Annotated in this window: 20 protein-coding genes and 5 pseudogenes; 20 read left to right on the forward strand and 5 right to left on the reverse strand. The window is 55.3% G+C overall.

Annotation, left to right across the window (positions count from 1 at the left end; all coding sequences use genetic code 11):
• The first annotated feature begins 25 nt into the window (after positions 1 to 25).
• From BA6348_RS08005 to BA6348_RS08025, 5 genes are all read left to right on the forward strand, one after another.
• Positions 26 to 1,027 carry an NAD-dependent epimerase/dehydratase family protein gene (locus tag BA6348_RS08005; protein ID WP_025849078.1) on the forward strand — a complete coding sequence of 334 codons (1,002 nt, stop codon included), beginning with the start codon at positions 26 to 28 and terminating at the stop codon, positions 1,025 to 1,027.
• On the forward strand, positions 1,017 to 1,874 hold the full coding sequence (locus BA6348_RS08010) for an MBL fold metallo-hydrolase (RefSeq protein ID WP_005827454.1): 858 nt from the start codon (positions 1,017 to 1,019) through the stop codon (positions 1,872 to 1,874). The genes BA6348_RS08005 and BA6348_RS08010 overlap by 11 nt, the downstream gene beginning before the upstream one ends.
• Positions 1,862 to 3,199, forward strand: a complete 1,338-nt coding sequence (locus BA6348_RS08015; RefSeq protein ID WP_122952998.1) for a F390 synthetase-related protein — start codon at positions 1,862 to 1,864, stop codon at positions 3,197 to 3,199. The genes BA6348_RS08010 and BA6348_RS08015 overlap by 13 nt, the downstream gene beginning before the upstream one ends.
• Positions 3,177 to 4,337: a GNAT family N-acetyltransferase gene (locus BA6348_RS08020; RefSeq protein WP_051353958.1), complete on the forward strand. Its 1,161-nt coding sequence runs from the start codon at positions 3,177 to 3,179 to the stop codon at positions 4,335 to 4,337. Before BA6348_RS08015 ends, BA6348_RS08020 begins: the two co-directional genes overlap by 23 nt.
• A 96-nt stretch (positions 4,338 to 4,433) precedes the next feature.
• Positions 4,434 to 5,330: a DMT family transporter gene (locus BA6348_RS08025; protein ID WP_007780273.1), complete on the forward strand. Its 897-nt coding sequence runs from the start codon at positions 4,434 to 4,436 to the stop codon at positions 5,328 to 5,330.
• Positions 5,331 to 5,348: 18 nt separating this feature from the next.
• On the opposite strand, the gene BA6348_RS08030 is transcribed toward BA6348_RS08025, so the two are convergent.
• Entirely contained in the window at positions 5,349 to 6,056 is a 708-nt protein-coding gene (locus tag BA6348_RS08030) for an ArsR/SmtB family transcription factor (protein ID WP_122952997.1), read from the reverse strand.
• A 197-nt stretch (positions 6,057 to 6,253) separates the two neighbouring features.
• Between BA6348_RS08030 and BA6348_RS08035 the strand changes: the two genes are divergently transcribed.
• The 3 genes from BA6348_RS08035 to BA6348_RS08045 all read left to right on the forward strand — a co-directional run bounded on the left by BA6348_RS08035 (position 6,254) and on the right by BA6348_RS08045 (position 7,663).
• Positions 6,254 to 6,784 carry a LysE family translocator gene (locus tag BA6348_RS08035; protein WP_007780281.1) on the forward strand — a complete coding sequence of 177 codons (531 nt, stop codon included), beginning with the start codon at positions 6,254 to 6,256 and terminating at the stop codon, positions 6,782 to 6,784.
• 26 nt (positions 6,785 to 6,810) lie between these two features.
• Positions 6,811 to 7,224 (forward strand): AraC family transcriptional regulator, encoded by a 414-nt coding sequence (locus BA6348_RS08040; protein WP_007780284.1) that lies wholly within the window; start codon positions 6,811 to 6,813, stop codon positions 7,222 to 7,224.
• A 64-nt stretch (positions 7,225 to 7,288) separates the two neighbouring features.
• The gene (locus tag BA6348_RS08045) at positions 7,289 to 7,663 is read left to right on the forward strand and encodes a hotdog domain-containing protein (protein ID WP_025849067.1); all 375 of its coding nucleotides are present in this window, start codon (positions 7,289 to 7,291) and stop codon (positions 7,661 to 7,663) included.
• Between the two features lie 32 nt (positions 7,664 to 7,695).
• Here the strand turns inward: BA6348_RS08045 and BA6348_RS08050 are convergent, their stop codons facing one another.
• Positions 7,696 to 8,148: a cache domain-containing protein gene (locus tag BA6348_RS08050; protein ID WP_007781104.1), complete on the reverse strand. Its 453-nt coding sequence runs from the start codon at positions 8,146 to 8,148 to the stop codon at positions 7,696 to 7,698.
• Positions 8,149 to 8,469: 321 nt separating this feature from the next.
• Here BA6348_RS08050 and lplA point away from each other — a divergent pair, with 321 nt between their 5' ends.
• The 7 genes and pseudogenes from lplA (at position 8,470) to BA6348_RS08080 (ending at position 15,358) form a co-directional block, all read left to right on the forward strand.
• Complete coding sequence (lplA, locus tag BA6348_RS08055; protein WP_007781102.1) at positions 8,470 to 9,462, forward strand: lipoate--protein ligase; 993 nt, start codon at positions 8,470 to 8,472, stop codon at positions 9,460 to 9,462.
• Positions 9,463 to 9,643: 181 nt separating this feature from the next.
• Positions 9,644 to 10,516, forward strand: coding sequence for an aminoglycoside 6-adenylyltransferase (locus tag BA6348_RS08060; RefSeq protein ID WP_122952996.1), 873 nt, complete (start codon positions 9,644 to 9,646; stop codon positions 10,514 to 10,516).
• 360 nt (positions 10,517 to 10,876) lie between these two features.
• Positions 10,877 to 11,814: pseudogene (locus BA6348_RS08065) on the forward strand (ABC transporter substrate-binding protein).
• 236 nt (positions 11,815 to 12,050) lie between these two features.
• Positions 12,051 to 12,122: pseudogene (locus BA6348_RS28185) on the forward strand (SRPBCC family protein); the annotation flags it as partial.
• Positions 12,123 to 12,225: 103 nt separating this feature from the next.
• A protein-coding gene (locus tag BA6348_RS08070) for an IS3 family transposase (protein ID WP_375371914.1) occupies positions 12,226 to 13,376 on the forward strand; the annotation gives its coding sequence in 2 pieces (ribosomal slippage) (positions 12,226 to 12,484 and positions 12,484 to 13,376; 1,152 coding nt in all).
• Positions 13,377 to 13,527: 151 nt separating this feature from the next.
• Positions 13,528 to 14,058, forward strand: a complete 531-nt coding sequence (locus BA6348_RS08075; protein WP_007783904.1) for an RNA polymerase sigma factor — start codon at positions 13,528 to 13,530, stop codon at positions 14,056 to 14,058.
• A complete protein-coding gene (locus BA6348_RS08080; protein WP_007783902.1) occupies positions 14,042 to 15,358 on the forward strand; it encodes a penicillin-binding transpeptidase domain-containing protein in 1,317 nt (438 codons plus the stop codon). Before BA6348_RS08075 ends, BA6348_RS08080 begins: the two co-directional genes overlap by 17 nt.
• Positions 15,359 to 15,472: 114 nt before the next feature.
• On the opposite strand, the pseudogene BA6348_RS08085 reads toward BA6348_RS08080, so the two are convergent.
• A pseudogene (locus BA6348_RS08085) lies at positions 15,473 to 16,168 on the reverse strand (EamA family transporter); the annotation flags it as partial.
• A gap of 86 nt (positions 16,169 to 16,254) precedes the next feature.
• On the opposite strand from BA6348_RS08085, the pseudogene BA6348_RS08090 reads away from it, so the two are divergent.
• The 4 genes and pseudogenes from BA6348_RS08090 to BA6348_RS08105 form a co-directional block, all read left to right on the forward strand.
• A pseudogene (locus BA6348_RS08090) lies at positions 16,255 to 16,728 on the forward strand (LysR substrate-binding domain-containing protein); the annotation flags it as partial.
• Between the two features lie 61 nt (positions 16,729 to 16,789).
• A pseudogene (locus tag BA6348_RS08095) lies at positions 16,790 to 17,113 on the forward strand (helix-turn-helix transcriptional regulator); the annotation flags it as partial.
• A gap of 134 nt (positions 17,114 to 17,247) precedes the next feature.
• Positions 17,248 to 18,087 carry an MFS transporter gene (locus BA6348_RS08100; protein WP_007783897.1) on the forward strand — a complete coding sequence of 280 codons (840 nt, stop codon included), beginning with the start codon at positions 17,248 to 17,250 and terminating at the stop codon, positions 18,085 to 18,087.
• A gap of 459 nt (positions 18,088 to 18,546) precedes the next feature.
• Positions 18,547 to 19,728 carry an MFS transporter gene (locus tag BA6348_RS08105; RefSeq protein ID WP_007783895.1) on the forward strand — a complete coding sequence of 394 codons (1,182 nt, stop codon included), beginning with the start codon at positions 18,547 to 18,549 and terminating at the stop codon, positions 19,726 to 19,728.
• A 174-nt stretch (positions 19,729 to 19,902) separates the two neighbouring features.
• On the opposite strand, the gene BA6348_RS08110 is transcribed toward BA6348_RS08105, so the two are convergent.
• The gene (locus BA6348_RS08110) at positions 19,903 to 20,871 is read right to left on the reverse strand and encodes a helix-turn-helix transcriptional regulator (RefSeq protein ID WP_007783892.1); all 969 of its coding nucleotides are present in this window, start codon (positions 20,869 to 20,871) and stop codon (positions 19,903 to 19,905) included.
• Between the two features lie 187 nt (positions 20,872 to 21,058).
• Here BA6348_RS08110 and BA6348_RS08115 point away from each other — a divergent pair, with 187 nt between their 5' ends.
• Complete coding sequence (locus tag BA6348_RS08115; protein WP_122952993.1) at positions 21,059 to 21,934, forward strand: SDR family oxidoreductase; 876 nt, start codon at positions 21,059 to 21,061, stop codon at positions 21,932 to 21,934.
• A gap of 204 nt (positions 21,935 to 22,138) precedes the next feature.
• On the opposite strand, the gene BA6348_RS08120 is transcribed toward BA6348_RS08115, so the two are convergent.
• A complete protein-coding gene (locus tag BA6348_RS08120) occupies positions 22,139 to 23,389 on the reverse strand; it encodes a benzoate/H(+) symporter BenE family transporter (protein ID WP_005827448.1) in 1,251 nt (416 codons plus the stop codon).
• Positions 23,390 to 23,398: the final 9 nt, after the last annotated feature.

Consider the following 23,398-nt stretch of genomic DNA (forward strand, 5'->3'; position numbering starts at 1 on the left):
CTACCGGAAAGGAAGGGAAAGGCAGATGAAAAAACGCGTGCTCGTTACAGGGGGCACAGGCTTCCTTGGGCAAAAGCTGGTGCAGCGGCTGCACGAAGAGGGGCATGAGGTGACCGCGCTGGGGCGGGATGAAACGATCGGGCGCAAGCTGCAGGAGCGCGGCATCCGCTTTGTCCGCGCCGACATCCGGGACAGGCAGGCTGTAGCGGACGCCTGCCGCGGCCAGGAGATTGTCCAGCACGTTGCCGCGTTTTCCTCGCCATGGGGAAAGTACGGGGACATGTACGAGACGAATGTGAGCGGCACCGTTCACGTCATCGAAGGCTGCAAGCAGCACGGGATCGAGCGGCTCGTTCACGTATCCAGCCCGAGCATTTACTTTGCGTTTGCCGATGCGTACGGCATCCAGGAAGAGCAGCCGTTGCCGCGCCGATTCGCCAATACATATGCAGAGACGAAGCACCTGGCAGAGCTTGCGGTGGCCAAGGCGTACCGCGAAGGGCTGCCGACGATTACGATTCGGCCGCGCGCGCTGTTCGGGCCGGGAGACAATGCGATCCTGCCGCGGCTGATTCGCGCCAACGAGCAGAAGTACGTCCCGCTGATCGGCGGGGGAAAAGCGCTGATCGACTTGACGTATGTGGACAATGTCGTCGACGCGCTGCTGTTGTGCATGGACTCGCCCGGCAGCACGTTTGGGCAAGCTTACAACATTACGAACGGAGAGCCTGTCACGCTCGTTGACGTGCTGACAGACGTGTTCAGGCGGCTGGACATGCCGCTGCGGGCAAAGGAAGTGCCCTACTGGAAAGCCTACGCGGCCGCATGGGTGCTGGAGAGCCTCTCGCGCACCGTCCTGGGCTACCGCGAGCCTGTGCTGACGCGCTACTCGGTCGGGGTGCTCGCCAAATCGCAGACGCTGGACATTTCCAAGGCGCGGCGGGAGCTTGGCTACAAGCCGCGCGTGAGCATCGCGGAAGGGATCGACACTTTTGCAGCATGGTGGAGGACGGAGCATGGACGTTAAACTGACATGGCTGGATACGGGCTACTGCCGCCAGTTGGAGCTGTTTTCGCGCCAAGGCGGGAAGTTGAAAATGATCCGCTTCCATGCGCTCGCCGGGCTGATCGAGCACCCGGAGCACGGCCTGTGGCTGTTTGACACGGGCTACTCGCCGCGGTTTTTCGAGGCGACGAGCGCGTTTCCGTATTCGCTCTACAGCAAAATCACGCCTGTCGTCACACAGGCCGAGCAAAGCGTCCGGGCGCAGCTTGCGCGGCACGGAATCGCGGCGGACGCGGTGCAGGGCATTTTGCTCTCGCATTTTCACGCCGACCATATCGGCGGCTTGCGCGATTTTCCGCGCGCCCGGCTGTATTGCTTCGAGAGCGCCTATTTGCACGTCAAGGGCAAAACAGGCTTGGCGGCCGTGCGCGAAGCGTATTTGCCGGACCTCATGCCGGATGATTTCGAAGAGCGCGCGACGTTTGTTGACCGCATGGCGCCGACTGCTTTGCCGCAAAAGTACGCGCCCTATACGACAGGGTACGACCTGTTTGCGGACGGGAGCCTGCTCGCAGTCGACCTCCCCGGCCATGCCAAAGGGCAATTCGGGCTGTTCCTGCGCGACCGCGATCACGGCGAGCTGTTTTTATGCGCAGATGCGGCCTGGTCGAGCGAGGCGTACCGGGGCAATTTGCTGCCGCATCCGCTGGCCAGGCTCATCATGTCCGATCGCCAGGCATACCGGGATGAGCTGCACAGGTTGCACCTGTTGTCGCGCCAGTGCGCGGACGTGCGGATCATGCCGACCCATTGCGGGGAAGTGTGGGAGACGACGAGAGAGGGCGGAGATTTTTCATGGAGATCATGACGCTGCTTGGGCAATACATACGGACGAAATGGCTTGCGCGGCGCTTTTCCACGCGCGAGCAACTGGAAAAATGGCAGGATCGCCAAGTACAGACGCTGCTTGCCCGCGTGCTGCCGGCCTCTCCCTTTTACCTGAAACGGATGGGGACGCTGCGGCTCGACGAGTGGCGCAAGCTTGCGCCGATTGACAAAAAGCTGATGATGGAGCATTTTGACGAACTGAACACGCGGCGCATCGCTAAAGAAGAGGCGTTTCGCATCGCGCTTGCGGCGGAGAACACGCGCGACTTCACGCCGCAGATCAAAGGGATTACGGTCGGCCTGTCGTCGGGCACGTCCGGCAATCGCGGGCTGTTTCTCGTCGGGCCACAGGAACAGGCGAAGTGGGCCGGAACGATTCTCGCCAAAGCGCTGCCAGGGCAGCTCTGGTCCGAGCAGCGGATTGCCTTTTTCCTGCGGGCCAACAGCAATTTGTACGAGGCGGTCGACAGGCGGCGCATTCAGTTCGCCTTTTTCGACTTGCAGCATGCGCTGGCCGAACATCTGGAGCGGCTGAATCGCTATCAGCCGACTGTTCTGGTGGCCCCGGCGTCCATGCTGCGCATGCTGGCAAAAGCGCAGCGGCAAGGAAGCCTGCGGGTGTCACCTGTGAAAGTGATCTCGGTGGCGGAGGTGCTCGACCCGCTGGACGAGGCGTACATCGAGGCGAGCTTCGATCAGCGGGTTCACCAGATTTATCAATGCACGGAAGGGCTTTTGGCGGTCAGTTGCGCGCACGGGACGCTGCACGTAAACGAAGACATTTTGGTGATGGTAAAAGAGTACCTCGATGAGCGAAAAGAGCGGTTTTTCCCGATCCTGACCGATTTTTCCCGCGAGACGCAGCCGATCATCCGCTACCGTCTGAATGACATTTTGACGGAAAGGCGCACGCCGTGCCCGTGCGGTTCAATCTTCATGGCGCTGGAGTCGGTCGAGGGCCGCTCGGATGATCTGTTTTGGTTTTGGCATGAAACCGAGAACCGCCCCGTCTCGATCTTCCCGGACTTCATCCGGCGGGCGGTGATCGCCGCGTCTGCCGAGATCGAGGAATATACGGTTCGTCAACTGAGCATGGAGCAGGTGGAAGTCGCGCTGCTCGTGAACGGCGCACAGGCGGCGGACGCAAAGCGGCAAGTGCGGCAAAGTCTCGCGGCGGTCATTCGCTCGCATGGGGGAAAAGTGCCAGCGATTGACTTTGTTCCGTACCAGCTTCACTCGGGCACGAAAAAACTGCGGCGCGTGGAGAGGGTGTTTGCGTTCGATGAGCAGCAAGGACGAAATTAGGCTTTGCGAGGCACAAGAGCTGGCTCGCATGGATTGGGGGCAGCTTGAGGACGGGGAGTACGCTCGCGACTATTTGACGGCGCTTCTGGCAGATACGCCGACGCGCCACGTCCACAACGTGCGCACGCAGTTGCTCGGGCTGCTGGCAGGAGGGCGAGTCATGCCTGTGACGGTCAATGACGCGGAGTACGACAACTCGTATGTGTGCTCGCCGTACACGCACTTTGTCGCCTATGCGCGCGAGGAACTGGACATGCTGGATTCCCGGCTGTTGAAGAGGCTGTTTACCCCCGTTCTGGCAGGAGTTGGACTATGGATGAAAAGAAGCCGCTGCAATCAGATTGCGATCGTGAACAACTGGTTGTTGTCGACGAATTTGTACCACGCCTGGACGGCGGAGCAGGCCGGGGAGATTGCGCGCTTTTGCGCCAAAAAGTTCCCGCGCCACGTCATTGCTTTTCGCTCTGTTTGCCAGCGGCTGTGCCCGGAGCTGTACAGCGGTCTGAAGCAAGCGGGCTGCATCATGGTGCCGAGCCGCTACGTCTACCTGTTCCACCCGGATTGGCCGGGCGAGGGCACGTGGCGGGTGCGCAATACGCTGTCCCGCGACCGCAAGCTGCTGGCGAAATCGGGCTACCGCGTCCTGCGCCACGATGAGCTGGCGGAAGGGCAGGCAGAGCGGATCGTCGAGCTGTACAACGCTTTGTACCTGGACAAATACTCGCGGCTAAACCCGCAGTTTAGCGAAGAGTTCGTCCGGCTGGCGATGCGCAGGCGGACTTTGACTTTGATCGGACTGGAAAAGGACGGGCGGCTGGACGGGATTCTCGGCTACTTCGTGCGCAACGGAGTCATGACCACGCCTTTGTTCGGCTACGATACGAGACTGCCGAGAGAGACGGGGCTGTACCGGATGCTGTCAAGCCTGTTGGTGCAGGAGGCGGAGCGGGAAGGACTGCTGCTGCATCAGAGCGCGGGAGTGGGCGCCTTCAAGGCGGACAGGGGCGCGATCGGCGAGCCGGAGTACACCGCGGTCTACGTCAGGCATCTGCCGCCCTATCGGCGCTGGATATGGCAGGCGCTGGCCTTTTTGCTGGAGCGAATCGGGATCAGGCTGGTGGAAAAATACGAGCTGTAGCGACGGCGAACTTATACACTTCGATCCGCATCGTAACTTCCTTTGTGTACACTGACGGTATCACTTGCTACCTGTTTGCAAGAAGGAGGAAACGAGATGAATCGGTTGTGGTTCGGAATGCTCGTGGTGGTCACGACGTCGCTGATGGGCTCGTCGTTTGCGGTAGGAAAAATCGGCTTGGCCTACTTCTCGCCGCTTTTGCTCGTCGGTCTGCGCTTTACGCTCGCCGGGCTGTTGCTGGCGCTGTGGGTACGGAAAAAACCGCTCCCGAGATCGGGGCGTGAGTGGGGGCAGCTTGGTTTGATCGGCTTTTTGCAGACGGCGGCGGTCATGGGCTGTATCTTTTTGAGCCTGCGCACGATTACGGCGGGCGAGTCTTCGATCTTGACGTTCCTAAATCCGCTGCTCGTCGTCATCTGGGGGACGTTGTTTCTCAGAGTCACCTACCGGCTCTCGCAATGGCTCGGGGTGCTGATCGGGCTGTGCGGCGTGTTCATCACGCTCGGCTTTCATTTGCAGTGGGAGTCGGGGACGTTGTTCGGGCTAGGCTCGGCACTCGCCTGGTCGATTGCCACGATCCTCGTCAAACGGTGGGGCGTCCGCTTTAACGTCTGGGTGATGACGGCCTATCAAATGCTGTTCGGCGGCCTGCTGCTTCTGCTCATGGGCGTGACGCTGGAGACGCCCAAGCTGATCGTGACCACTGCTTCGCTGTTGATCGTGCTGTGGCTTGCGATCATGGCTTCCATCGTGCAGTTCGCCACCTGGTTTTACTTGCTCAGTCAGGGAGATCCGGGCCGCACCAGCGCTTTTCTGTTTCTCGCCCCGTTTTTCGGCGTGCTCTCGGGCTGGGTGCTGCTGGGGGAGGTCGTCATGTGGCACGTGTACGCCGGGGGCCTGTTGATTTTTGCGGGCATATTTCTCGTCAACTGGACGTTTGGCCCCCAAAAACAGTTGCTTGCTTCCTCGCATGCGGCAAAGGCGAAAGCGTAAGGCCTCAGGAAAGCTCGCCTAGACGCGTTCCTTGCCGCTTTTGACTTCCAAGCCAAATTCAGCGAGAAATCCGGCCGCGCCGTCCGGCGTGACGCGTACAGCCCGGCCGCCGGGAATTCTTTCGATCCAGCCTAGCTCAAACAAGCGGTTGGTCAGAGAAGCGCCGAGGCTGCCTGCGAGATGATGGCGGCGTTCGCTCCAGTCCAGGCATTGGCGGGCAAAGCGCCGTCTGCTTTTCGGGCGGGCGTCCACCTCGACGCCGAGTGATTGCAGCTTAACTTTGCCAGCTTCATTCAGCACAAAGTCTTGGCCGGATGCTTCCAAAAGCCGCAGCTCTATCATTTTTTGCGTCAGGGCGACGCCGACTTCTCCTGCGAGATGGTCATAGCACGTGCGCGCATAGCGCAACACCCGCAGTTGCTCGGACTCGCGCAACGAGCGCACAGGCACCGGGTTCGCAATCGTCAAAAGCGCCTCCATGGCGTGAGCGACCTCGGGGCTTGCCAGTCGGTAGTAGCGGTGTCTGCCATGGGATTCGCTTTGCAAAAGCCCCCCTTCGACCAGCTTGGCCAGATGGGTGCTGGCTGTTTGCGGGGTGATCCTGGCGAGGCGGGCAAGCTCGCTGGCCGGAAGCGCTTTGCCGCCCATCAGGCTGACCAGCATGGAGACGCGGGACGGCTCGCCGATCAGGGAGGTAATTTCCGCAATATTCGGGCTAGTGTTCATTTGGCGACACACTCCTTTCATTCATGATTCGATCATAAACGAAGTGTGTGTGCGAAGACAACGGCGAAAAAATGCCCGAGGCATTGGCTGCGCAATGATATTACACAACAGACGTATCGGCATCCTGCAATAATGTACTATATCGCCATTCATTTTAAGGTGTAAATTACATGAGAATCCTGAAAGGAGTTTTTCTCATGAATATTACATCTTTGCTAATTTACTGTTTTATTGTTACGTTTACACCAGGACCTACTAACATCGTCATATTGTCCACAGTGAATCATTTGGGGACAAAAAAGGCAATGGAATATACGTATGGAGCAACGATTGCTTTTGGAATCTTACTTGCTGTTTCTGGTACGTTGAATACGATGCTGGCGACGATCATCCCCAAAATTTTCATTATCATGCAGATAATCGGAACCATTTATATGTTCTATCTCGCTTACCAAATTTACAAAATGGATTCATCAGACCGAACTGTAAACCAGACCGGCCCCTTTCTGACCGGCTTCCTTATGCAGTTTTTAAATGTTTTTCCCAGCTATATCATGCCCTACTACAACGCTATGCCTGCGGTGACTCTCAGTGTGATCGCGATAACGATGATTACCTGGATTGTTTTCGGTACAATCTTCAGGCAGTTTTTACAGAAGCATAAAAAGACAGTGAATGTAATCATGGCGTTATTTTTGGTTTATGCTGCCATAATGATATGGGTGTAGGGAAGCGAAGGAAGAGGTGAACCGGGATGGACAAATTTATCTATAAAAAATCGGCAGGTATTACTGCCCTAGCGGCAAGTATTACGGAGTTTACGTATAAAAAGCATTCCCACAAGGAATATGCAATCGGTGTCACATTGCGGGGGATTCAACATTATACGTTGGATGGCAGTTTGCAATTATTGTATCAAAATGGTGTGATGCTTTTTCATCCGGAACAGGCGCATACCGGAATTTCACCATACCAGTACTTTCTTAATTGCAAGATAGAACGTGCCAAACAACTCATAGAAAAAAAGAGAGATATTTATTCAGCAGTCGCCGAATGTGGTTTTGTTGATTTGGCGCATGTAAATAAACACTTTAAAAGCGTGTATGGAACAACTGCCTTTGAATATTTGTCGCATGTGAATGGCGGAGGACGCAGGCCATGTAGATGATTGAGCGAAGTTATCTGGACGAGCGCGAATCAGTCGGCATTCGAAAATAAGGGAGGAGATTCCTGTGTCATTAAAAGTGGGAGAGGTTATCACGTTTGAACGAACTTTTACGGCAGAAGACGTGAAAGGGTTTACGAAAATTTCCGGTGATGAAGGAGTTCATCATGTTACCCCGGACGAACAGGGAAGGCTGGTCGTCCAAGGGTTATTAACTGCTACCTTGCCAACCAAAGTAGGGGGAGATTACAACGTACTCGCCCGCACGATGAATTTTGAGTTTATAAGGCCGGTATTTACGGGAGATACAATCATTTGTGAGGTCACCATTGAGCGATTTGAAAAGCAAGCGAATCGAACGGCTATTTGTGCATCCTTTTTATGTAAAAATCAGCATGAGAAAGAAGTTTTGAAAGGGAATTTTTCAGGCGTAATCTTGTAAACGGTGTCTGTTTTTTTAACAACGAAAGGCATTCACAGCGTCACAAAGCGTATGCAGGACCGGAAAACCGATCCAGCAGGAGGGGGGAAATGGGCATGAAAAAGGGAATGGAAGGAATGGCTCTGCTGGGGACGTTTTTCGTCCAGTACAAACATGTAGCCGCTCGCACCGGAGTCGATGTTCGGGTTGATCGTTCGTGTTCCGTCCGCTTGCTTCGGACCGAGGATGTGCTGCTTCACTTGCTCTTGTGCATCTTCTATGCTGATTTTGCCTGCGTCGACTTGTTTTTGCAGGACTTCGATCATCTCTATCGTCAGATGCACGTTGTTTTTCAGGATGCGCGAACCTAGTTCGCTCAGTCCAGCGCTGGCAGAGTTGTAGCCTTGAAAGCCGATGATAAGGCTGGGGATTGCCAGCAGCAGCAGACACATCATCACGAGCTTGGTACGCAATGATACGGATTGGGAATGCTGGACTGCTTTCATAAAACTGAAAAACTCACTGCTTCATAAGATTTCGGATGAATGAAACACCAAGATGATCTCGACGGGCCGACCATTTTTCATAGACGCACAGTAGGGAAAAAGATTCGTCTAGGTTTAGTCTAAAATACCTATGTATAGTTATCGACAAAAGCTAGAAATAGATTTAGTCTAATTCAGCAGAAAATTTTAAATTTTTCCGAACGATGTGTAGCAAGTCTGCCTGGCAATGTTCAGGAATGGAGAAAAGGCGATCTTGCAGTGTTTGCCAGCGAGTCGTGGTATGATAGAAGAGAGAGAACGAATTGGGATGGAGGCTGCGTGATGAAATTCATAGATAACCAAGGCATTACAGACCCCCGCATCAATCTGGCTATTGAGGAATACGCGCTGAAACATTTGCCCGCAAGCGAAGATTACTTGTTGTTTTACATAAATGAACCTTCGATCATCATCGGAAAAAATCAGAACACGATCGAAGAAATCAATGCCGCCTACGTCGAGGAAAACAACATCCACGTCGTGCGCAGGCTGTCTGGCGGCGGGGCCGTCTACCACGACCTCGGCAACCTCAACTTCAGCTTCATCACCAACGACGACGGCGAGTCTTTTCACAACTTCCGCAAATTCACCGAGCCGGTCGTCCAGGCGCTGAAAAAGCTGGGCGTCGAGGCGGAGCTGACCGGACGCAACGACATTCAGGTCGGAGAGCGGAAAATTTCCGGCAATGCGCAGTATTCGACCAAAGGCCGGATGTTCAGCCACGGCACGCTGCTGTTTGACTCCGAAATGGAAAACGTGGTGTCTGCCCTGAAAGTAAACGCCGCGAAAATCCAGTCGAAGGGCATCAAGTCCATTCGCAGCCGCGTCGCCAACATCTCCGAGTTTTTGCCGCAGCCGATGACGATTGAAGAGTTTCGCCTGGCGATTCTCCATTCCATTTTCGGGGAGGGCCAGGTCGAGGAATACAAGCTGACCGACGAAGACTGGGCGAAGATTCACGAGCTGTCCAAAGCCCGCTACCAGAGCTGGGACTGGAACTACGGCAAATCGCCGAAGAGCAACTACCGCCAGACGAAGCGGTTTGAGAACATTGGCAGCATTGAGGTGCAGCTCGATATCGAGAAGGGAAAAATCAAGGAAGCGAAAATATACGGAGACTTCTTCGGCGTGCGAGACGTAGCCGAGTTGGAGGAACTGCTGCGCGATACGCCGTATGATCGCGCGTCTGTCAGCGAGCGGCTCGCCGGCGTCAACCTGCAGGAGTTTTTCGGCAACCTCGACCGGGAAGCGTTCGTCTCCTTGCTGATCGCATAAAACACGCATCGTCCGAAGCGGATTCGCGGACCGCCGCCAGTCTGTTGTTTTTTGGCACAGGCAAGAACAGGCACGGCAAAAAAACAAACGGACGTGACGGTTTCGCTGATCGCAAGCGGTTGCTGCCGCTTCGCCGGAAAACGGCGAGCCGCCTGTCACAAAAAAAAGGTGGTAGCAGACGATGAGAAGTGAACGAGAAATGATGGAGCTGGTGCTGGACTTCGCGCGCGCAGACGAACGGATTCGCGCCGTGACGCTGGAAGGCTCGCGGAGCAACCCGCGCGCTCCGAAAGATATGTTTCAGGATTACGACATCAGCTATCTTGTCACAGACATGCAATCGTTTTTGGATGACCCTGACTGGATTGATGTGTTTGGCGAGCGAATCATTTTGCAAACGCCCGAAGATATGGCGATGTTTCCGCCAGACCTGGGCAGACGCTTTTCCTACCTGATGCTGTTTACGGACGGCAACCGGATCGACCTGACCTTGATTCCGCTGGACGAAAAGGACGAGTACTGCCGGGAGGACAAGCTGCTGCGCGTGTTGCTGGACAAAGATCAATGCTTGCCGGAGGTGCCGCCGTCGACGGACGAGGACTACTGGGTGAAGCGGCCTTCCGCGGAATACTTCCGCGACTGCTGCAACGAATTTTGGTGGGTCTCGACGTACGTGGCAAAAGGCTTGTGGCGACGGGAAATTTTGTTTGCCATCGAGTATCTGGAGCGCTACGTCCGGCCGATGTTGATGAAAATGGTCGAGTGGCGGGTAGGCATTCAAACCGATTTTTCCGTGAGCATCGGGAAGGGCGGCAAATATTTGGAGGCACATCTGACAGCCGAGCGGTGGCAAAAGCTTTTGTCCACCTATCCCGGCGGCAGCTACGAAGGCGTCTGGGCGGCACTGTTTGCGATGGGGGAGCTGTTCCGCGAGGTCGCAAACGAGGTGGCGGCTGCCTTGGGCTACGCGTACCCGCAGGGGGATGACGAGCGGGTGACGCACTATTTGCAGCGTGTTTCCCGGCTTGCGCCCGATGCCACGGAAATTTTTTGACCACACGAGCAGGGGAGGGTCCTAGCCCTAGCAGGTAGCCAGGACGCGGATCGCACAGTGGCTGCTCGGTTGGCTCGGGAGCAAGCGTTATCATGGTGATCCCCGTGACCGTGATACGGCCGGGCAGACGTGATCGTTTGCACCAAGTTAAAAGGTAACGTTTCAAAATGAAAAGGAGGCTGTCCCAATCGTCGCAAGACAACGGGACGGCCTCTTTTTTGATTTTATATGCACGACGTAAATAAAAATCATTGACATAAGCGTTCGAATATGTGATTATCAACTCCGTAACTGATAATGAGAATTATTATCATAAAAATGGTTTACACCAAACACCATGGAGCAAGGAGAAATGAACGCATGAAAAAAACAGCACGAATCGCACTGGCCTGCTTGGTTGCCGTAGCCGTATTGGCGGGTTGTGGCACAAGCCAAACCGCTTCGGAAGCAGATACGCAGCCAAAGACACGCGTCGTCAAGCATCTGATGGGGGAAGTGACGATTCCGGCGGAGCCGAAACGGATTGCAGACGTGTCGGGGGCAGCCGAGGAACTTTTGATTTTGGGACACAAGCCGGTGGCAACGGCGAATACATACAAAACAAAGATCATGTCCCACATAGCGGACAAGCTGACAGATGTAAAACCGGTTGGCTGGATGTGGGATGACTCCATCAATCTGGAGGCGGTAGTGGAAACAAAGCCAGACCTGATTATTATGAACAACCGCCAGCAAAAGCTGTACGAGCAAATGTCCAAAATCGCGCCAACGGTCGTGCTGGAAACAGACATGGACAAATGGCGGGACAAGTTTAAAGAAATCGGCCGCCTGTTCGGACAGGAAGAAGATGTGAACAAATGGCTGGCTACGACGAGAAGACGAAAACAATGCGCGAGCAGCTCAAGCAGACATACGGCGACCAGAGCTTCATGTTCCTCGCTGTAACGCCGAAACTGTTCCGCGTGTACGGAAACTACGGCTATGCGGACATCCTGTTCTCGGATCTCGGCTTAAAGCCGGCAGCGGGAACACCTGCCGATAAAACAATGGAAATGGTCGAGCTGGAAGGACTGTCGAAGTTTCAGCCGGACCATCTGTTCCTCGTCAACTTCGGCGGCAAAGCGGATGAGGTTTACGCAGAGCTGAAAAAGAGCCCGGTTTGGAACAGCAACAAAGCCGTTCAACAAGGCCATCTTTATGAAGTGACGAACGAAACGTTCAACATCAAAGCGTTTGGCCCAATCGGCAAGGAAATGCTGCTTGGGGAGATCGGGGCGATGTTGCTGAAAAAGCAATAACCATGCGCTCGGCACAGTAGAAGCGGGAAAGAAACGCAATGTTTCTTCCGGCTTCTTTTTTTGGGGAAGACTGTTGGACAGACGAGCGTTTCCTTTTTTAAAATATTCCTTTACGAGAATATTCCCTATCGCGTATATTGTGGATAACAGACAGATGACCGGAGTGGCAAAGGAGATGAGAAAATACCGAGAAATCATCATGTAATGAGGTGAATGACATGTCAGGGAACAATCCGGACATGGGCATGCTGCAAGGCATCACGGAGACGTGGGACCGTTTGGAAGAGCGCTTGAACGAAATAAAATAAGAGATCGAGCAAGGCCGCCTGGTATTATCCCCTCATGGTAGACAGTAAAAAAAGACCTCATGGTATGATGAGATCAACACTGTTGACCGGAGGGGATTTTCTTATGCCGCCACGTAAAGGGCAAAAACAGCAGCAATATGACGAAGCAACGAAGAGCGAAGCAGTACGTTTGCGGGTTGAGGAGCATTGGAGCTACCCAATGATAATGGAGAAATTAGGCATTAAAAGTAAGACACAGATTCGGGAGTGGGTACAGAAACGGCAAAACGGTGAAACGTTTGAAGACTATAGAGGGCGATGGATCAAGAAGTATTTCAGCAGTCTAGAGGAAGAGAACAACTACTTGAAAGCGCAGGTCGAATACCTAAAAAAGCTCAATCCAAATCTACACGGGGAGGGAAGTTGGATAAGCAAACCCGGTTTAGGACCATCGAAGAAATGAGTTGCAAGTACGCTGTGGTCATGCTATGCGAAATAGCGGAAGTCTCCCGGGCGGGTTACTACAAGTGGAAGGCGACGGAGAAGGATCGTAAGGTACGTGTGGAGCAGGATGCCGACCTAAAGGAACATATACTGGCAATTCACCGCATTCGCCCATACTTTGGGTATAAACGAATGCGCACGGCTCTACGCAAAGAGGGACTACAAGTAAATACTAAGAAAGTTCGCCGACTGATGCGAGAATTGGGCATCCGCTCAGTGATCCGCAAAAAGCGTCCATTTGTCGGCCGCAAGCCCTCCATCGTGTTCAATAATGTCCTCAATCGCCAGTTCGCTGCGGACGAGGCTAGAAAGAAATATGTAACCGATATTACCTATATTCGAGTCGTCGATGACTTCATTTATCTGTCCGTGGTCCTGGATCTGTATAATAACGAAACGGTTGCTTGGGAAGTGTCGGAGAGGAACGATCTTGATCTTGTGCTGTCTACGGTGAAGCAACTGGGTATTGGAGATGCGATCCTGCACTCCGACCAAGGATTCCAGTACACTACCAAGACATACGCAAATCTGTTGCAAGAACAAGGGCTAACCGGAAGCCATTCCAGACGGGGGAACTGCTTCGACAACGCTTGTGTTGAATCGTTTTTTTCACACCTGAAGACGGAAAAGTTGTATCTGGAGAAACCAAGAGATATAGCTCACGCTCGCAAGCTGATCGCTGAATACATCGAATTCTACAATACAGAGCGGTTCCAGAAAAAACTCGGCGACCTCTCCCCAGTCCAATACCGGGAATCGATCGCCGCTTAAGATAGCGTCTTTTTTTAGTGTCTACTTGACGGGGCTATGACCAGCCTGGCTGTGGAGCTGGCGGCTTTTTCTTTTTTTGCGCAAAAAATGTAAGCAAATTTTATTTTTTCGTCTAATCAATAAGAACAACGTTAGATGAAGGAGCGAAGCAATGGAGCCGGATGACAGAATCGAGCAATGGTTTCTACGATACGGCAACGATGTGTACCAGTACCTGGCCTATTTTACAGGCCGAAGAGACGTGGAGGATTTGGTTCAGGAAGTATTCACGAAGGCGCTGAAAGCCTTGTCCGGCTATGAAGGCAGGGCGCAGCCCAGGACGTGGCTGCTTGCGATCGCGCGGCACACGGCGATCGACCATCTGCGCAAGCAAAAAATGATCGACTGGTTCCCGGAGTCGATCCTCCGGTTTCTCCGTTCCAGGGAGCGCACGCCGGAGAAAGCATTGGTGTTAAAGGAGCAGCTACAAGAGGTGTACCAGACGATGAACCAGCTCAAAAGGACGTATCGCGAAGTTTTGATCTTGCGCCTGATCGAAGGCGTATCGACGGAGGAGACAGCCGAAATTTTGGGGTGGAGCGAAGCAAAAGTGAGCACCACGCTGCACCGGGCAGTCAAAGAGCTGCAAAAACGAATGCGCAATCGCGGCAAGGAGGTCCAGCTACATGACGTCATCTTCTGAAGAAAAAGAGATTAGCAGGCTGCTGCAATCATTTCCGAGGCTCAGCATGGAGGAGGACAAGCAGCGCGACATCATTCGTCAGCTTCGCCAGGACAAGGCGCTGCTCGAAAAGCGGAAAGGACGGACAACGTCCCGCAAAGCTATCGGAGGGATCGCTGCTTTTTTGGCAGCGGTGTGGCTCGCTTCTCCGTTTCTGCCCCCGTCACAAGCTCCATCCCCTCCCGGTAGCCAGAAGACAGAGGGCGAGAGTCGGCCGGCTGCGGGAGCGACGGAGACAGACCTTGTGCTGACGATCGACTCGCAAATCCAGTCGTATGTGGAAAAGGCGCTCGCGCAGACGCACGAAGCTGTTCGTCCGAAAAGCGTGACAGTCATCGTCGCCGACCCGAACAGCGGCGAGATTTTGGGGATAGGCAGTCGGGGGAAGGATGAAAGCGAAAGTCGTTTTGACGGCGCGGTAAAAGCAATGCCTGACCCCGGCGCGGCCTATCAGATTGTGACGCTGGCGGCAGCGATACAGGAAGGCAAGTTTGATCCGCGCGAAATTTACGAATCCGGGACGTACACCGATATTCCGGGCGAACCGATCAAAGATTTCAACAACGGCATCGGCTGGGGGAAAATCACCTATCTGGAAGGAGTTCTTCGTTCCTCGAATGTGGCATTCGCCAAGCTTGCCCACGAACGATTGCAGCGGGAGACGATGCAACAATATTTGCAGCGATTTGGCTTCGGGCAAAAAACTGGGGCAGGGGTGGCAGATGAAGAGGCGGGGCAGCTTCCCAAGCTGGACGAGCCGCGCCAGGTAGCTTTGGCGGCCACGGGGCTGGGCGGTGCGGTTACTCCTCTGCAACAGGTTGCTGCGGTGGGGGCGATCGCCAATGGCGGAAAACTGATGCAGCCGCATCTGTTTAAACAGGCGGGAGCGGGGGAGAACAGCCGTTACATGATCCGCCAGGTCGTCTCGGAGGAAACGGCGGAAAAAGTTCGCGACATATTGGACTCTGTGGTCAACCGCGTTCACGGCTCCGGAGTTGGCCTTCGTCTTGCGCAGGAAGATTATTCGGTAGCGGGAAAGCCTAGTGTGATAGAGAAGACCGATCAGCAGGGGAACGCAACCGGAAAGTACGTTGTTTCCGTGATCGGATTTGCGCCCAGTGACGATCCGAAAGTTTTGGTGTATATCGGGGTGGACGAGCCGCAAAGGGAGTGGCCAGAAGTGCTCAGTTGGAGAAAAATCGTCGCTGAGCCATTCCAGCAGGTCTTGCAAAACAGCTTGCAGCATATACAGAAGCGATGAGCGGCGGCGAGGCGAAAACAGGATAGCTGATTGGCAGAAACAGGGATTCGCGAAGGGCAGGGCATGCTCTCGCGAATCCCGTTGTTTTTTCGGCTGATCGTCCCGATAGATGAATCACGCAGTCGGCGCCCCGGCCCGCTTGGTTTTTTCCGGCCTTTTCCCGTATCGGAGCTGTTTTCGCTGAAAATGGTTGTTGCGGATCAGGGCAAAAATGACCAGCAACGTGCCGTAAAACTCGAACATGCTGATTTCGTAGTCTTGAAGCGCCATCAAGGCAAACGTCGTGACCGGAACCAGATTGATGAACAAGATCCCGTTGAGCGGAGTGAGCCTTTTTATCCCTTCATTCCAGCTTAACAGGGCGACTAGTCCCGGTAGCAGGACCATGAAGGCCATTTCATAGCGGATCGAGCTGATGCTTTCCCAGCTCGGGGCGGGTATCCATTGAAGCAGAGTGGCAGTCGCGACCACGCCAAAAGAGACGCCTGTGCCGAGCAAGCACGTCAATGTCGAGTAGCGCAGCGTCGACCAGCCGCCAAAACGCGCGCTCCCCATCGAGTAGACGACCCAGCCGACGACGCCTGTGAAGATGAGCAGCAGCGGGAAAAGCTGGTCGCTTGCCGTGACGAAGAAGGCCAGGCTCCCGTTTGTAATGACCAAGAGCGCCCCGGCCAAAGCGATGGCAATGCTCGTGATCGCATAAGCCGGCGGCCATTTTCTGGTATGCAGGGCAAGCAGCGCGATGGGGATCATCGGCATGAGCACTTCCATGATGGAGGCAGCGATCGTGCCTGTTTCTCCCATAAGCTTTTTCGCGCGATATTTTGGCGAAAATGGAGGATATGCACCGATTTTTTCATCAGACGTCCGTGCCGTCCGGCGTGCTTTCCATCGGCATGGTCGAGACGATCAATCAGCTTCCTGACCTGTTGTCGGCCTATTGCAGCCGGTATCCGCAGGTCGATCTCTCGCTTACGGCTGGCGTAACCGAGCGTCTGCTCCAGCACGTACTCGATGTGGAGCTGGACGGGGCGTTCGTGACGGGGCCGATCAGTCATCCGTTGATCGAGCAGGTGCAGGTTTTTACCGAGGAGCTGGTGCTCGTTACCAAAGGAAGCTCCTTTGCGCTTGAGGAGGTTACGGGAAAGGCGCTGCTTTTGTACAACAAAGGCTGCGGGTTCCGCGAGCGGCTGGAGAGCTGGATGAAGCTGGAAGGCTTGATTCCGAAAAAGGTCATGGAGTTTGGAACGTATGAAACGATCATCGGCGGTATCGCAGCAGGCATCGGCATGACGATTTTGCCCAGGTCGGCGGTACGGCATATGGCTGAAAGCGGGCAAGTTCATCTGCATGCGGTGCCGAAGCCGTACCGGGACGTGACGACGGTTTTCATCCGCCGAAAAGACGCCGTCATCACGAGCACGATGCAGTCAACCTCTGCCACTTTCCCGTTTGGCCAGTCATGTTGCCTACAGCCAATACCATTTTGCGCGTATTTTCATGGAAAGGATCGGCCTGTCTCCGCTGTACTACGTCTCCTCGATGCGCTTGCAGAAGGCGAAGGATTTGCTGCTGCGCACGAACATGAGCGTTCGCGATATCGGCCGGGAAATCGGGCAGCAGAGCCTTGGGACGTTTTCCAGCCGATTTGCCGAAAAAGTGGGCGTATCGCCGAGCGAATTTCGCGAGTCTGCACAGCGGGCTGACGACCAACTGCGCTCTTTGCGGTTGCTTTCCGACTGGAGGCAGTTTTATTGATCTTGGCATCATAGCAATCGAAAAGAAATCACAAGCTATGGGTCATGGTAGGATAGGATGGGTTACCGATTTAGAGAAGAGATGAAGTGAGTGCGCATACTCGCAATTGGACGATCGAAAGGAGAAACCAAGTGGAAAATCATCAAGATGCAAAGCAGAGCGGAGGGACGTTCGGGAGCAGGAGCAACTTCCTCGTCGTCATGGTCATGATCCTCGGCGTTTTTGTAGCCATTCTCAACGAGACGCTCCTGAACGTGGCCTTGTCGAAAATTATGGATGACATCGGCATTTCTCCTAGCAAGGCGCAATGGCTGGCAACGGGCTATTTGCTGGTGATTGGCGTATTGATCCCGATTACCGCCTTTCTCATTCAACGGTTTACAACGCGGGCGTTGTTTTTGTCTGCGATGGGGCTGTTCGCGCTGGGGACGCTCGCGGCGGCGATTGCGCCGGGATTCGGCCTGCTTTTGGTCGGCAGGGTGCTGCAAGCTGCGGGAACGGGGCTGTTGTTCCCTTTGCTGACGAATGTGGTGCTGTCCGTCGTCGCGATTGAAAAACGCGGTTCCGCGATGGGAACGATCGGGATTGTCATTACGTTTGCACCGGCGATCGGACCGACGCTGTCCGGCATCGTCGTCGAACATTTCAGTTGGCGCGCGCTCTTTTACGGCGTATTGCCGATTGCTTTGTTCGTGATCGCTTTCGCCTATTTCCGACTGAAAAACGTGACGGAAACTTCTCGCCCGCGCGTAGACGTGCTTTCGCTGCTGCTGTCTACCTGTGGCTTCGGGGGCATCGTGTTTGGCTTCAGCAGCGCGGGAGAAGGTTCTGGCGGCTGGGGGAGCAACGAGGTGCTTTGGCCGATCGCCATCGGGGTTGTCGCCCTCATCCTGTTCACCTGGCGGCAGTTGCGCCTGGCCGAGCCGCTGCTTGATCTGCGCACTTTTACGTATAAAGTATTTCGGATGTAACCCCCGCAAGCCCCTGACGAGGAAAGAGAAGAAATAAGCGAAAGCTCTTTGGGAACCCAACCGAGGTGGAGGGGAAAAAGCGAAACACGCCTTTAAGCGTCCACTCTGAGACGCTTCCTCGAAAGGACCACTTTGGACGCGGTTTCGCTTTTTCCCCGGAGCCGGGCAGTGAAGCTTCCGCGCAGGGAGCCCAAGAAGCTACAGCGATTTCTCCTCTTTCCTCGCCACCACTATGGCCGCGATAAAGGGCTTTTAGTAACCACTTTCAACGATTCAAAATAACTAATAAACCCTGGCTAAACTTCTTCCCCCACATCCAAAAACTAATGACTTCCCACCCAAAGGGAAAAACTAGCTGCAAATCGTCGAACTTTTATTTGCGGGCAGGAAAAACGAACGACACGCGAAATGTTTACAAGGCGTGAATGCGCGCAAACGAAAAGAAAGCAGGGAAAACAAATGTCAGCACCTTACAAAAAAGTGTTTTGGGCAGCCGGCTTTGGCTGGATGTTCGACGCGATGGATGTTGCCCTTTTATCATTTATTATGGTTGCACTCAGGCAAGAATGGGGATTGTCTCCGGAAGAAGCCGGCCTCTTGGGGACCGGCAACCTCGTAGGCATGGCTATCGGGGCGATTGCAGGCGGCTACATGGCAGACCGGATCGGGCGAAAGCCAGTCTTTCTCCTCACACTCCTGCTGTTTGGCGCGGCCAGCTTCGCCAGCGCTTTTGCCACAGGCTTTCTCACCATGCTGCTCTTCCGCTTTTTGATGGGCTTGGGCCTGGGCGCAGAGCTGCCTGTTGCCTCCACGCTCGTCAACGAGTTCGCACCCCCGGAAAAACGCGGGAGTACCGTCGTGCTGCTGGAAAGCTTTTGGGCCGTTGGCTGGATCGCGGCAGCGGTGATCTCGTACTTCATCATCCCGGAGTACGGCTGGCGAGTGGCGGTCATCATCGGGGCCTTGCCGATTGTGTACGCGTGGTACGCGCGCAGGGCCATTCCCGAATCGCCCCAGTTCCAGCAGCGCGCCGAGCAGGTGCCGCTGCAGAAGCTGCTCACCTCGCACAAGCGGGAAACGATCGCCTTGTGGGCGGTCTGGTTCGCCATCGCCTTTTCCTACTACGGCATGTTTTTGTGGATGCCGTCCGTGCTCGTGGACAAAGGCTTTACGATGATTAAAAGCTTTCAGTACGTCCTCATTATGACCTTGGCGCAGTTGCCGGGCTACTTCGCCGCAGCGTATCTCGTGGAAAACTGGGGCCGCAAAAAGACGCTGGCAACCTTTTTGTTGATGACCGCCGTGATGGCGTTCGCCTTCGGGCAGAGCAGCGGGACGACCGAGCTGCTGGTCACAGGCGCGTTGCTCTCCTTTTTCAATCTCGGCGCTTGGGGCGCTTTGTACGCCTACACGCCGGAAAACTACCCGACGCCTCTGCGCGCGACAGGCACTGGCGTCGCTTCCGGCATCGGGCGGATTGGCAGCATTATCGCGCCTTATCTCGTCGGCTACTATTCGGCCTTGCACTACAGCTATACGTTCATTTTCAGCGTGTTTACGATCGTGCTGTTCGTCGGCACAACCGTCCTGCTCGTGTACGGAAAAGAAACGCGGCCGTCTGACGCCGCGAGCGTAAGCTAAGCGGCGGTCAGGCAAGCGGAAGGCCGAGCGAACAGGCAAGCGGAAGGCCGAGCGAACAGGCAAGCGGAAGGCCGAGCGAACAGGCAAGCGGTTAGTCGTTTGAACAGGCAAGCGGTTAGTCGTTTGAACAGGCAAGCGGAAAGTCGCGCGATCAGTTAAGCGGTCAGCCAGACCTCAGTTGGCAAGGCCCCCGCCCCCATACAACCGCAAGATACCAGCAGCACTCGCTACGACTTCTGCCCGCAGCTCATCCGGCTGCAGCACTTCGAGCGCCGGACCGTATCCGAGCACCAAAATGCAGGCAGAGTCCAGCGTATGAAATTCCACCTCGGCTTCCAGCCAACCGTTTGTGGCAACGGATTGGATGGAAGCTATTTTTACGTAGCGCTCCTGTTTCAGCCGGGGCAGCGCCTCTTCGCGGACGCGAATGACAGCCGGATAGCGCGGAAGGCTTGCCTTGAACTGTTTCGTCGATTCTTCCCAATAGCTGGCGAGATCAAAGTTTTCAGGCCGGACGAAAGACTCCTCCAGCACCCGCGCCTCCGTAAACCGGGAGATCCGGTACGTGCGCATATCCGCGTCGACCTGCGCCACCAAATACCAGACGCTACGCTTGGCGACCAGTCCGAGTGGGTGCACGATTCGCTCGACAAGCGCGTCCTCACGCTGGTAGCGGACCCAGAGCTTGCGGGTGAGCCAGACGGCGTCCTGGATGGTGGCGAGCAGGGGAAACGATTCATCTGACTCGTGCCAGCCAGCTCCGTCGATATGCAGCCGCTGCCGCACGTGCCAGGCGTCCTGCTGAACGCTCTGCGGCAAGGCGGACAGCAGCTTGAGAAAAGCTTGCTCGTACTCGTCCCGAAGCCCCAGGTCGTTCAACAGAGCGGACGGGGAGGATAGCATGAGCGATTGCAGTTCATCTGTTTTCAACCCGGTCAAATTGCTGCGATAGCCCTCCGCCAAAACCCATCCGCCAGCAGAGCCCCGTTCGGCGTAGACGGGCACGCCAGATGCGCTCAAGGCTTCCATGTCCCGATGGATCGTCCGCTCGGACACCTCCAGTTTTTCCGCCAGTTGCCTGGCTGTCATCCGGCCGTGATTTTGCAGGTGCAGCAAGATCGAGAGCAGTCGGTCAGCCCGCATGATAATCACTCCTCACCAAAAGATCGTTTGCTATGTCTGTTCATTTTACTTTACCCAATATGACAGACGATGTCATATATAAAACGCTACACTTGTTCCATGTGGTCAACCGACCGCCGGCATGCAGCGTAACATCGCGCGTCAGGCACTTATGCGTGGTGCGAAACGAAAAGGGAGGAATGCGAAGATGAAAGCCTTGCAAGGAAAAGTCGCAGTAGTCGCAGGAGGAACGAGAGGGGCAGGGCGCGGGATTGCCGTCGGCTTGGGGGAAGCGGGCGCAACCGTGTATGTAACGGGACGCAGCGTGAGAGGCCAGCAGTCTGACTTGGGCCGGCCCGAGACGATTGAGGAGACGGCCGAGCTGGTGACGGCCAGCGGCGGAGTCGGCATTGCGGTCCGAGTCGATCATTCGCAGGAAGACGAAGTGAAAGCGCTGTTTGAACGGGTAAAAGCAGAGCAAAACGGCCAGCTCGACATTTTGGTGAACGACATCTGGGGCGGAGAGAAGTTGACTGTCTGGGGAAAAACGTTTTGGGAGCATTCTTTGGCAGATGGTTTGCTGATGCAACAGCGCGCAGTCCACACGCATATGATTACGAGCTACTATGCCGCACCGCTTATGGTGCAGCGGAAAAAAGGGCTCATCATCGAGATCACGGACGGGGTCGACTATCGGTATCGCCAGCACTTGTACTACAGTCTGGCCAAAATTTCAGTGATCCATCTGGCTCAGGCGATGGCCGAGGACCTGCGTCCGCATGGCGTTACCGCTCTGGCGCTGACACCGGGGTTCTTGCGTTCAGAGGAGATGCTCGACTATTTTGGCGTGACGGAAGAGACGTGGAAAGAGGCGGTCAAAAAAGATCCGCATTTCATCGTGTCGGAAACTCCGCTGTATATCGGGCGGGCAGTCGCCGCGCTCGCCGCTGATCCCGCCATCGCCGAAAAAGCGGGGCAGGCACTGAGCACGTGGGGGCTTTCCGACGAGTATCCGTTTGTCGATCGGGACGGCAGCCGCCCGCATTGGGGAAACTACGCCCGCGAGCAAGGGCTGTATCGGTAACGGCACGACAAAGACAGCGTTCATCACGCAGGCTCACGCGACGAAACGGCAGCAGCAAAAAAGCGGGTATCTCTCAAAGAGGACGCCCGCTTTTTAGTTTGCGAAAGAAAAATGTATTTATTTTTCCGATGGATCAAGAGCTGGAAGGGGGGCGTAGGCCAGATTTTCCATGTACAGGGAGACATTTCCTGCAAAGCAGCCCAACTAAGCCAACGGCCGCGCGTCCTTTTTCCGCCGCACGAACCACTTGCGCACGTTTCCATTCAAAATCAAATTCGTAATCACTCCCGCAATCAGCCCCCAGAAGGCGGCGCCGATCCCGCCGATGGAGATGCCCGATATCGTGACGAGGAAGGTGACGAGGGCGCATTCCCGTTCCTTGATATCGCTCATCGCTTGGGCGAGGCTCGAGCTGAGCGAAGCGAACAAAGCCAGTCCCGCAATGACGGCGATCAGCTCCTTCGGCAGCCCGAAAAAGACAGAGGTGATCGTAGCGCCAAACATGCCGAACACGAGGTAAAAGGCACCGCAGGCAATTCCCGCAATGTAGCGCTTCGACAGGTCCTGGTGCGCTTCTTTTCCCGTGCAGATGGCAGCCGTAATCGCAGCGAGGTTGATCCCATGCGAGCCAAACGGAGCGAGCAAGAGCGAAGCGATCCCGGTCGTGGCTACGAGCGGGCTTGCAGGCGTGTCGTAGCCGTCTGCCTTCAGGACGCCGATTCCCGGCGCGTTCTGCGAAGCCATCGTGACGATGCACAGCGGAATCCCCAGGCCGACAATCGCATCGAGCGAGAAGGTCGGCAGCGTGAACACGGGATTGACCAACGCCATCTGGACGGAATCGAGTTGCAGGCGCCCCATCGCGAAGGCAACGGCCAGCCCGACCAGGAGCGTGAGCACGACCGCGTAGCGCGGAGACCAGCGCTTGGCGAACAGGTAGCAAAAAATCATCGGCAAAGCCAGGGCAGGCAAATGCTGCATCGAAACGAACACATCGACGCCAAAGGACAACAGTATCCCGGCGAGCATCGCGGTCGTGATCGACTGCGGCACGTATTTCATCAAGATGGAAAACAAGCCGGAGACGCCGAGCAGGGTGATGACGGCGGCGGAAAACAGGTACGCCCCGATCGCATCGCTGTACGGATAGACGGTCAGGCTCGATACGAGCAGGACGGCACCAGGCGTCGACCATGCCGTAATGACTGGCGTTTTGAACCAGATGCTGAGAATAATCGCGGTCAGGCCGCTGCCGATCGAGATGGCCCATATCCAGGAGGACAGCTCGGCTTCGCTGAGGCCCGCGCCTTGCGCTGCCTGAAACACGATCAGAAGCGGCCCCGCATACGACACCATCGTAGCGATCAGGCCGACGATAACGGCAGAGAGCGAAAAATCAGCCGGGATGTTTTTGAGGTTGGCGATCAACCCAGATTGCTGTTTTTGGGGTACCACAACGTATTG

The sequence above is a fragment of the Brevibacillus agri genome (genome assembly GCF_004117055.1).
GTDB lineage: Bacteria > Bacillota > Bacilli > Brevibacillales > Brevibacillaceae > Brevibacillus > Brevibacillus agri.

Excerpts from the sequence above, each read along its gene's own strand:
- BA6348_RS08005 (WP_025849078.1), top strand. The coding sequence starts at position 26 with ATGAAAAAACGCGTGCTCGTTACAGGGGGCACAGGCTTCCTTGGGCAA.
- BA6348_RS08010 (WP_005827454.1), top strand. The coding sequence starts at position 1,017 with ATGGACGTTAAACTGACATGGCTGGATACGGGCTACTGCCGCCAGTTG.
- BA6348_RS08015 (WP_122952998.1), top strand. The coding sequence starts at position 1,862 with ATGGAGATCATGACGCTGCTTGGGCAATACATACGGACGAAATGGCTT.
- BA6348_RS08020 (WP_051353958.1), top strand. The coding sequence starts at position 3,177 with ATGAGCAGCAAGGACGAAATTAGGCTTTGCGAGGCACAAGAGCTGGCT.
- BA6348_RS08025 (WP_007780273.1), top strand. The coding sequence starts at position 4,434 with ATGAATCGGTTGTGGTTCGGAATGCTCGTGGTGGTCACGACGTCGCTG.
- BA6348_RS08030 (WP_122952997.1), bottom strand. The coding sequence starts at position 6,056 with ATGAACACTAGCCCGAATATTGCGGAAATTACCTCCCTGATCGGCGAG.
- BA6348_RS08035 (WP_007780281.1), top strand. The coding sequence starts at position 6,254 with ATGAATATTACATCTTTGCTAATTTACTGTTTTATTGTTACGTTTACA.
- BA6348_RS08040 (WP_007780284.1), top strand. The coding sequence starts at position 6,811 with ATGGACAAATTTATCTATAAAAAATCGGCAGGTATTACTGCCCTAGCG.
- BA6348_RS08050 (WP_007781104.1), bottom strand. The coding sequence starts at position 8,148 with ATGAAAGCAGTCCAGCATTCCCAATCCGTATCATTGCGTACCAAGCTC.
- lplA (WP_007781102.1), top strand. The coding sequence starts at position 8,470 with ATGAAATTCATAGATAACCAAGGCATTACAGACCCCCGCATCAATCTG.
- BA6348_RS08060 (WP_122952996.1), top strand. The coding sequence starts at position 9,644 with ATGAGAAGTGAACGAGAAATGATGGAGCTGGTGCTGGACTTCGCGCGC.
- BA6348_RS08075 (WP_007783904.1), top strand. The coding sequence starts at position 13,528 with ATGGAGCCGGATGACAGAATCGAGCAATGGTTTCTACGATACGGCAAC.
- BA6348_RS08080 (WP_007783902.1), top strand. The coding sequence starts at position 14,042 with ATGACGTCATCTTCTGAAGAAAAAGAGATTAGCAGGCTGCTGCAATCA.
- BA6348_RS08105 (WP_007783895.1), top strand. The coding sequence starts at position 18,547 with ATGTCAGCACCTTACAAAAAAGTGTTTTGGGCAGCCGGCTTTGGCTGG.
- BA6348_RS08110 (WP_007783892.1), bottom strand. The coding sequence starts at position 20,871 with ATGCGGGCTGACCGACTGCTCTCGATCTTGCTGCACCTGCAAAATCAC.
- BA6348_RS08115 (WP_122952993.1), top strand. The coding sequence starts at position 21,059 with ATGAAAGCCTTGCAAGGAAAAGTCGCAGTAGTCGCAGGAGGAACGAGA.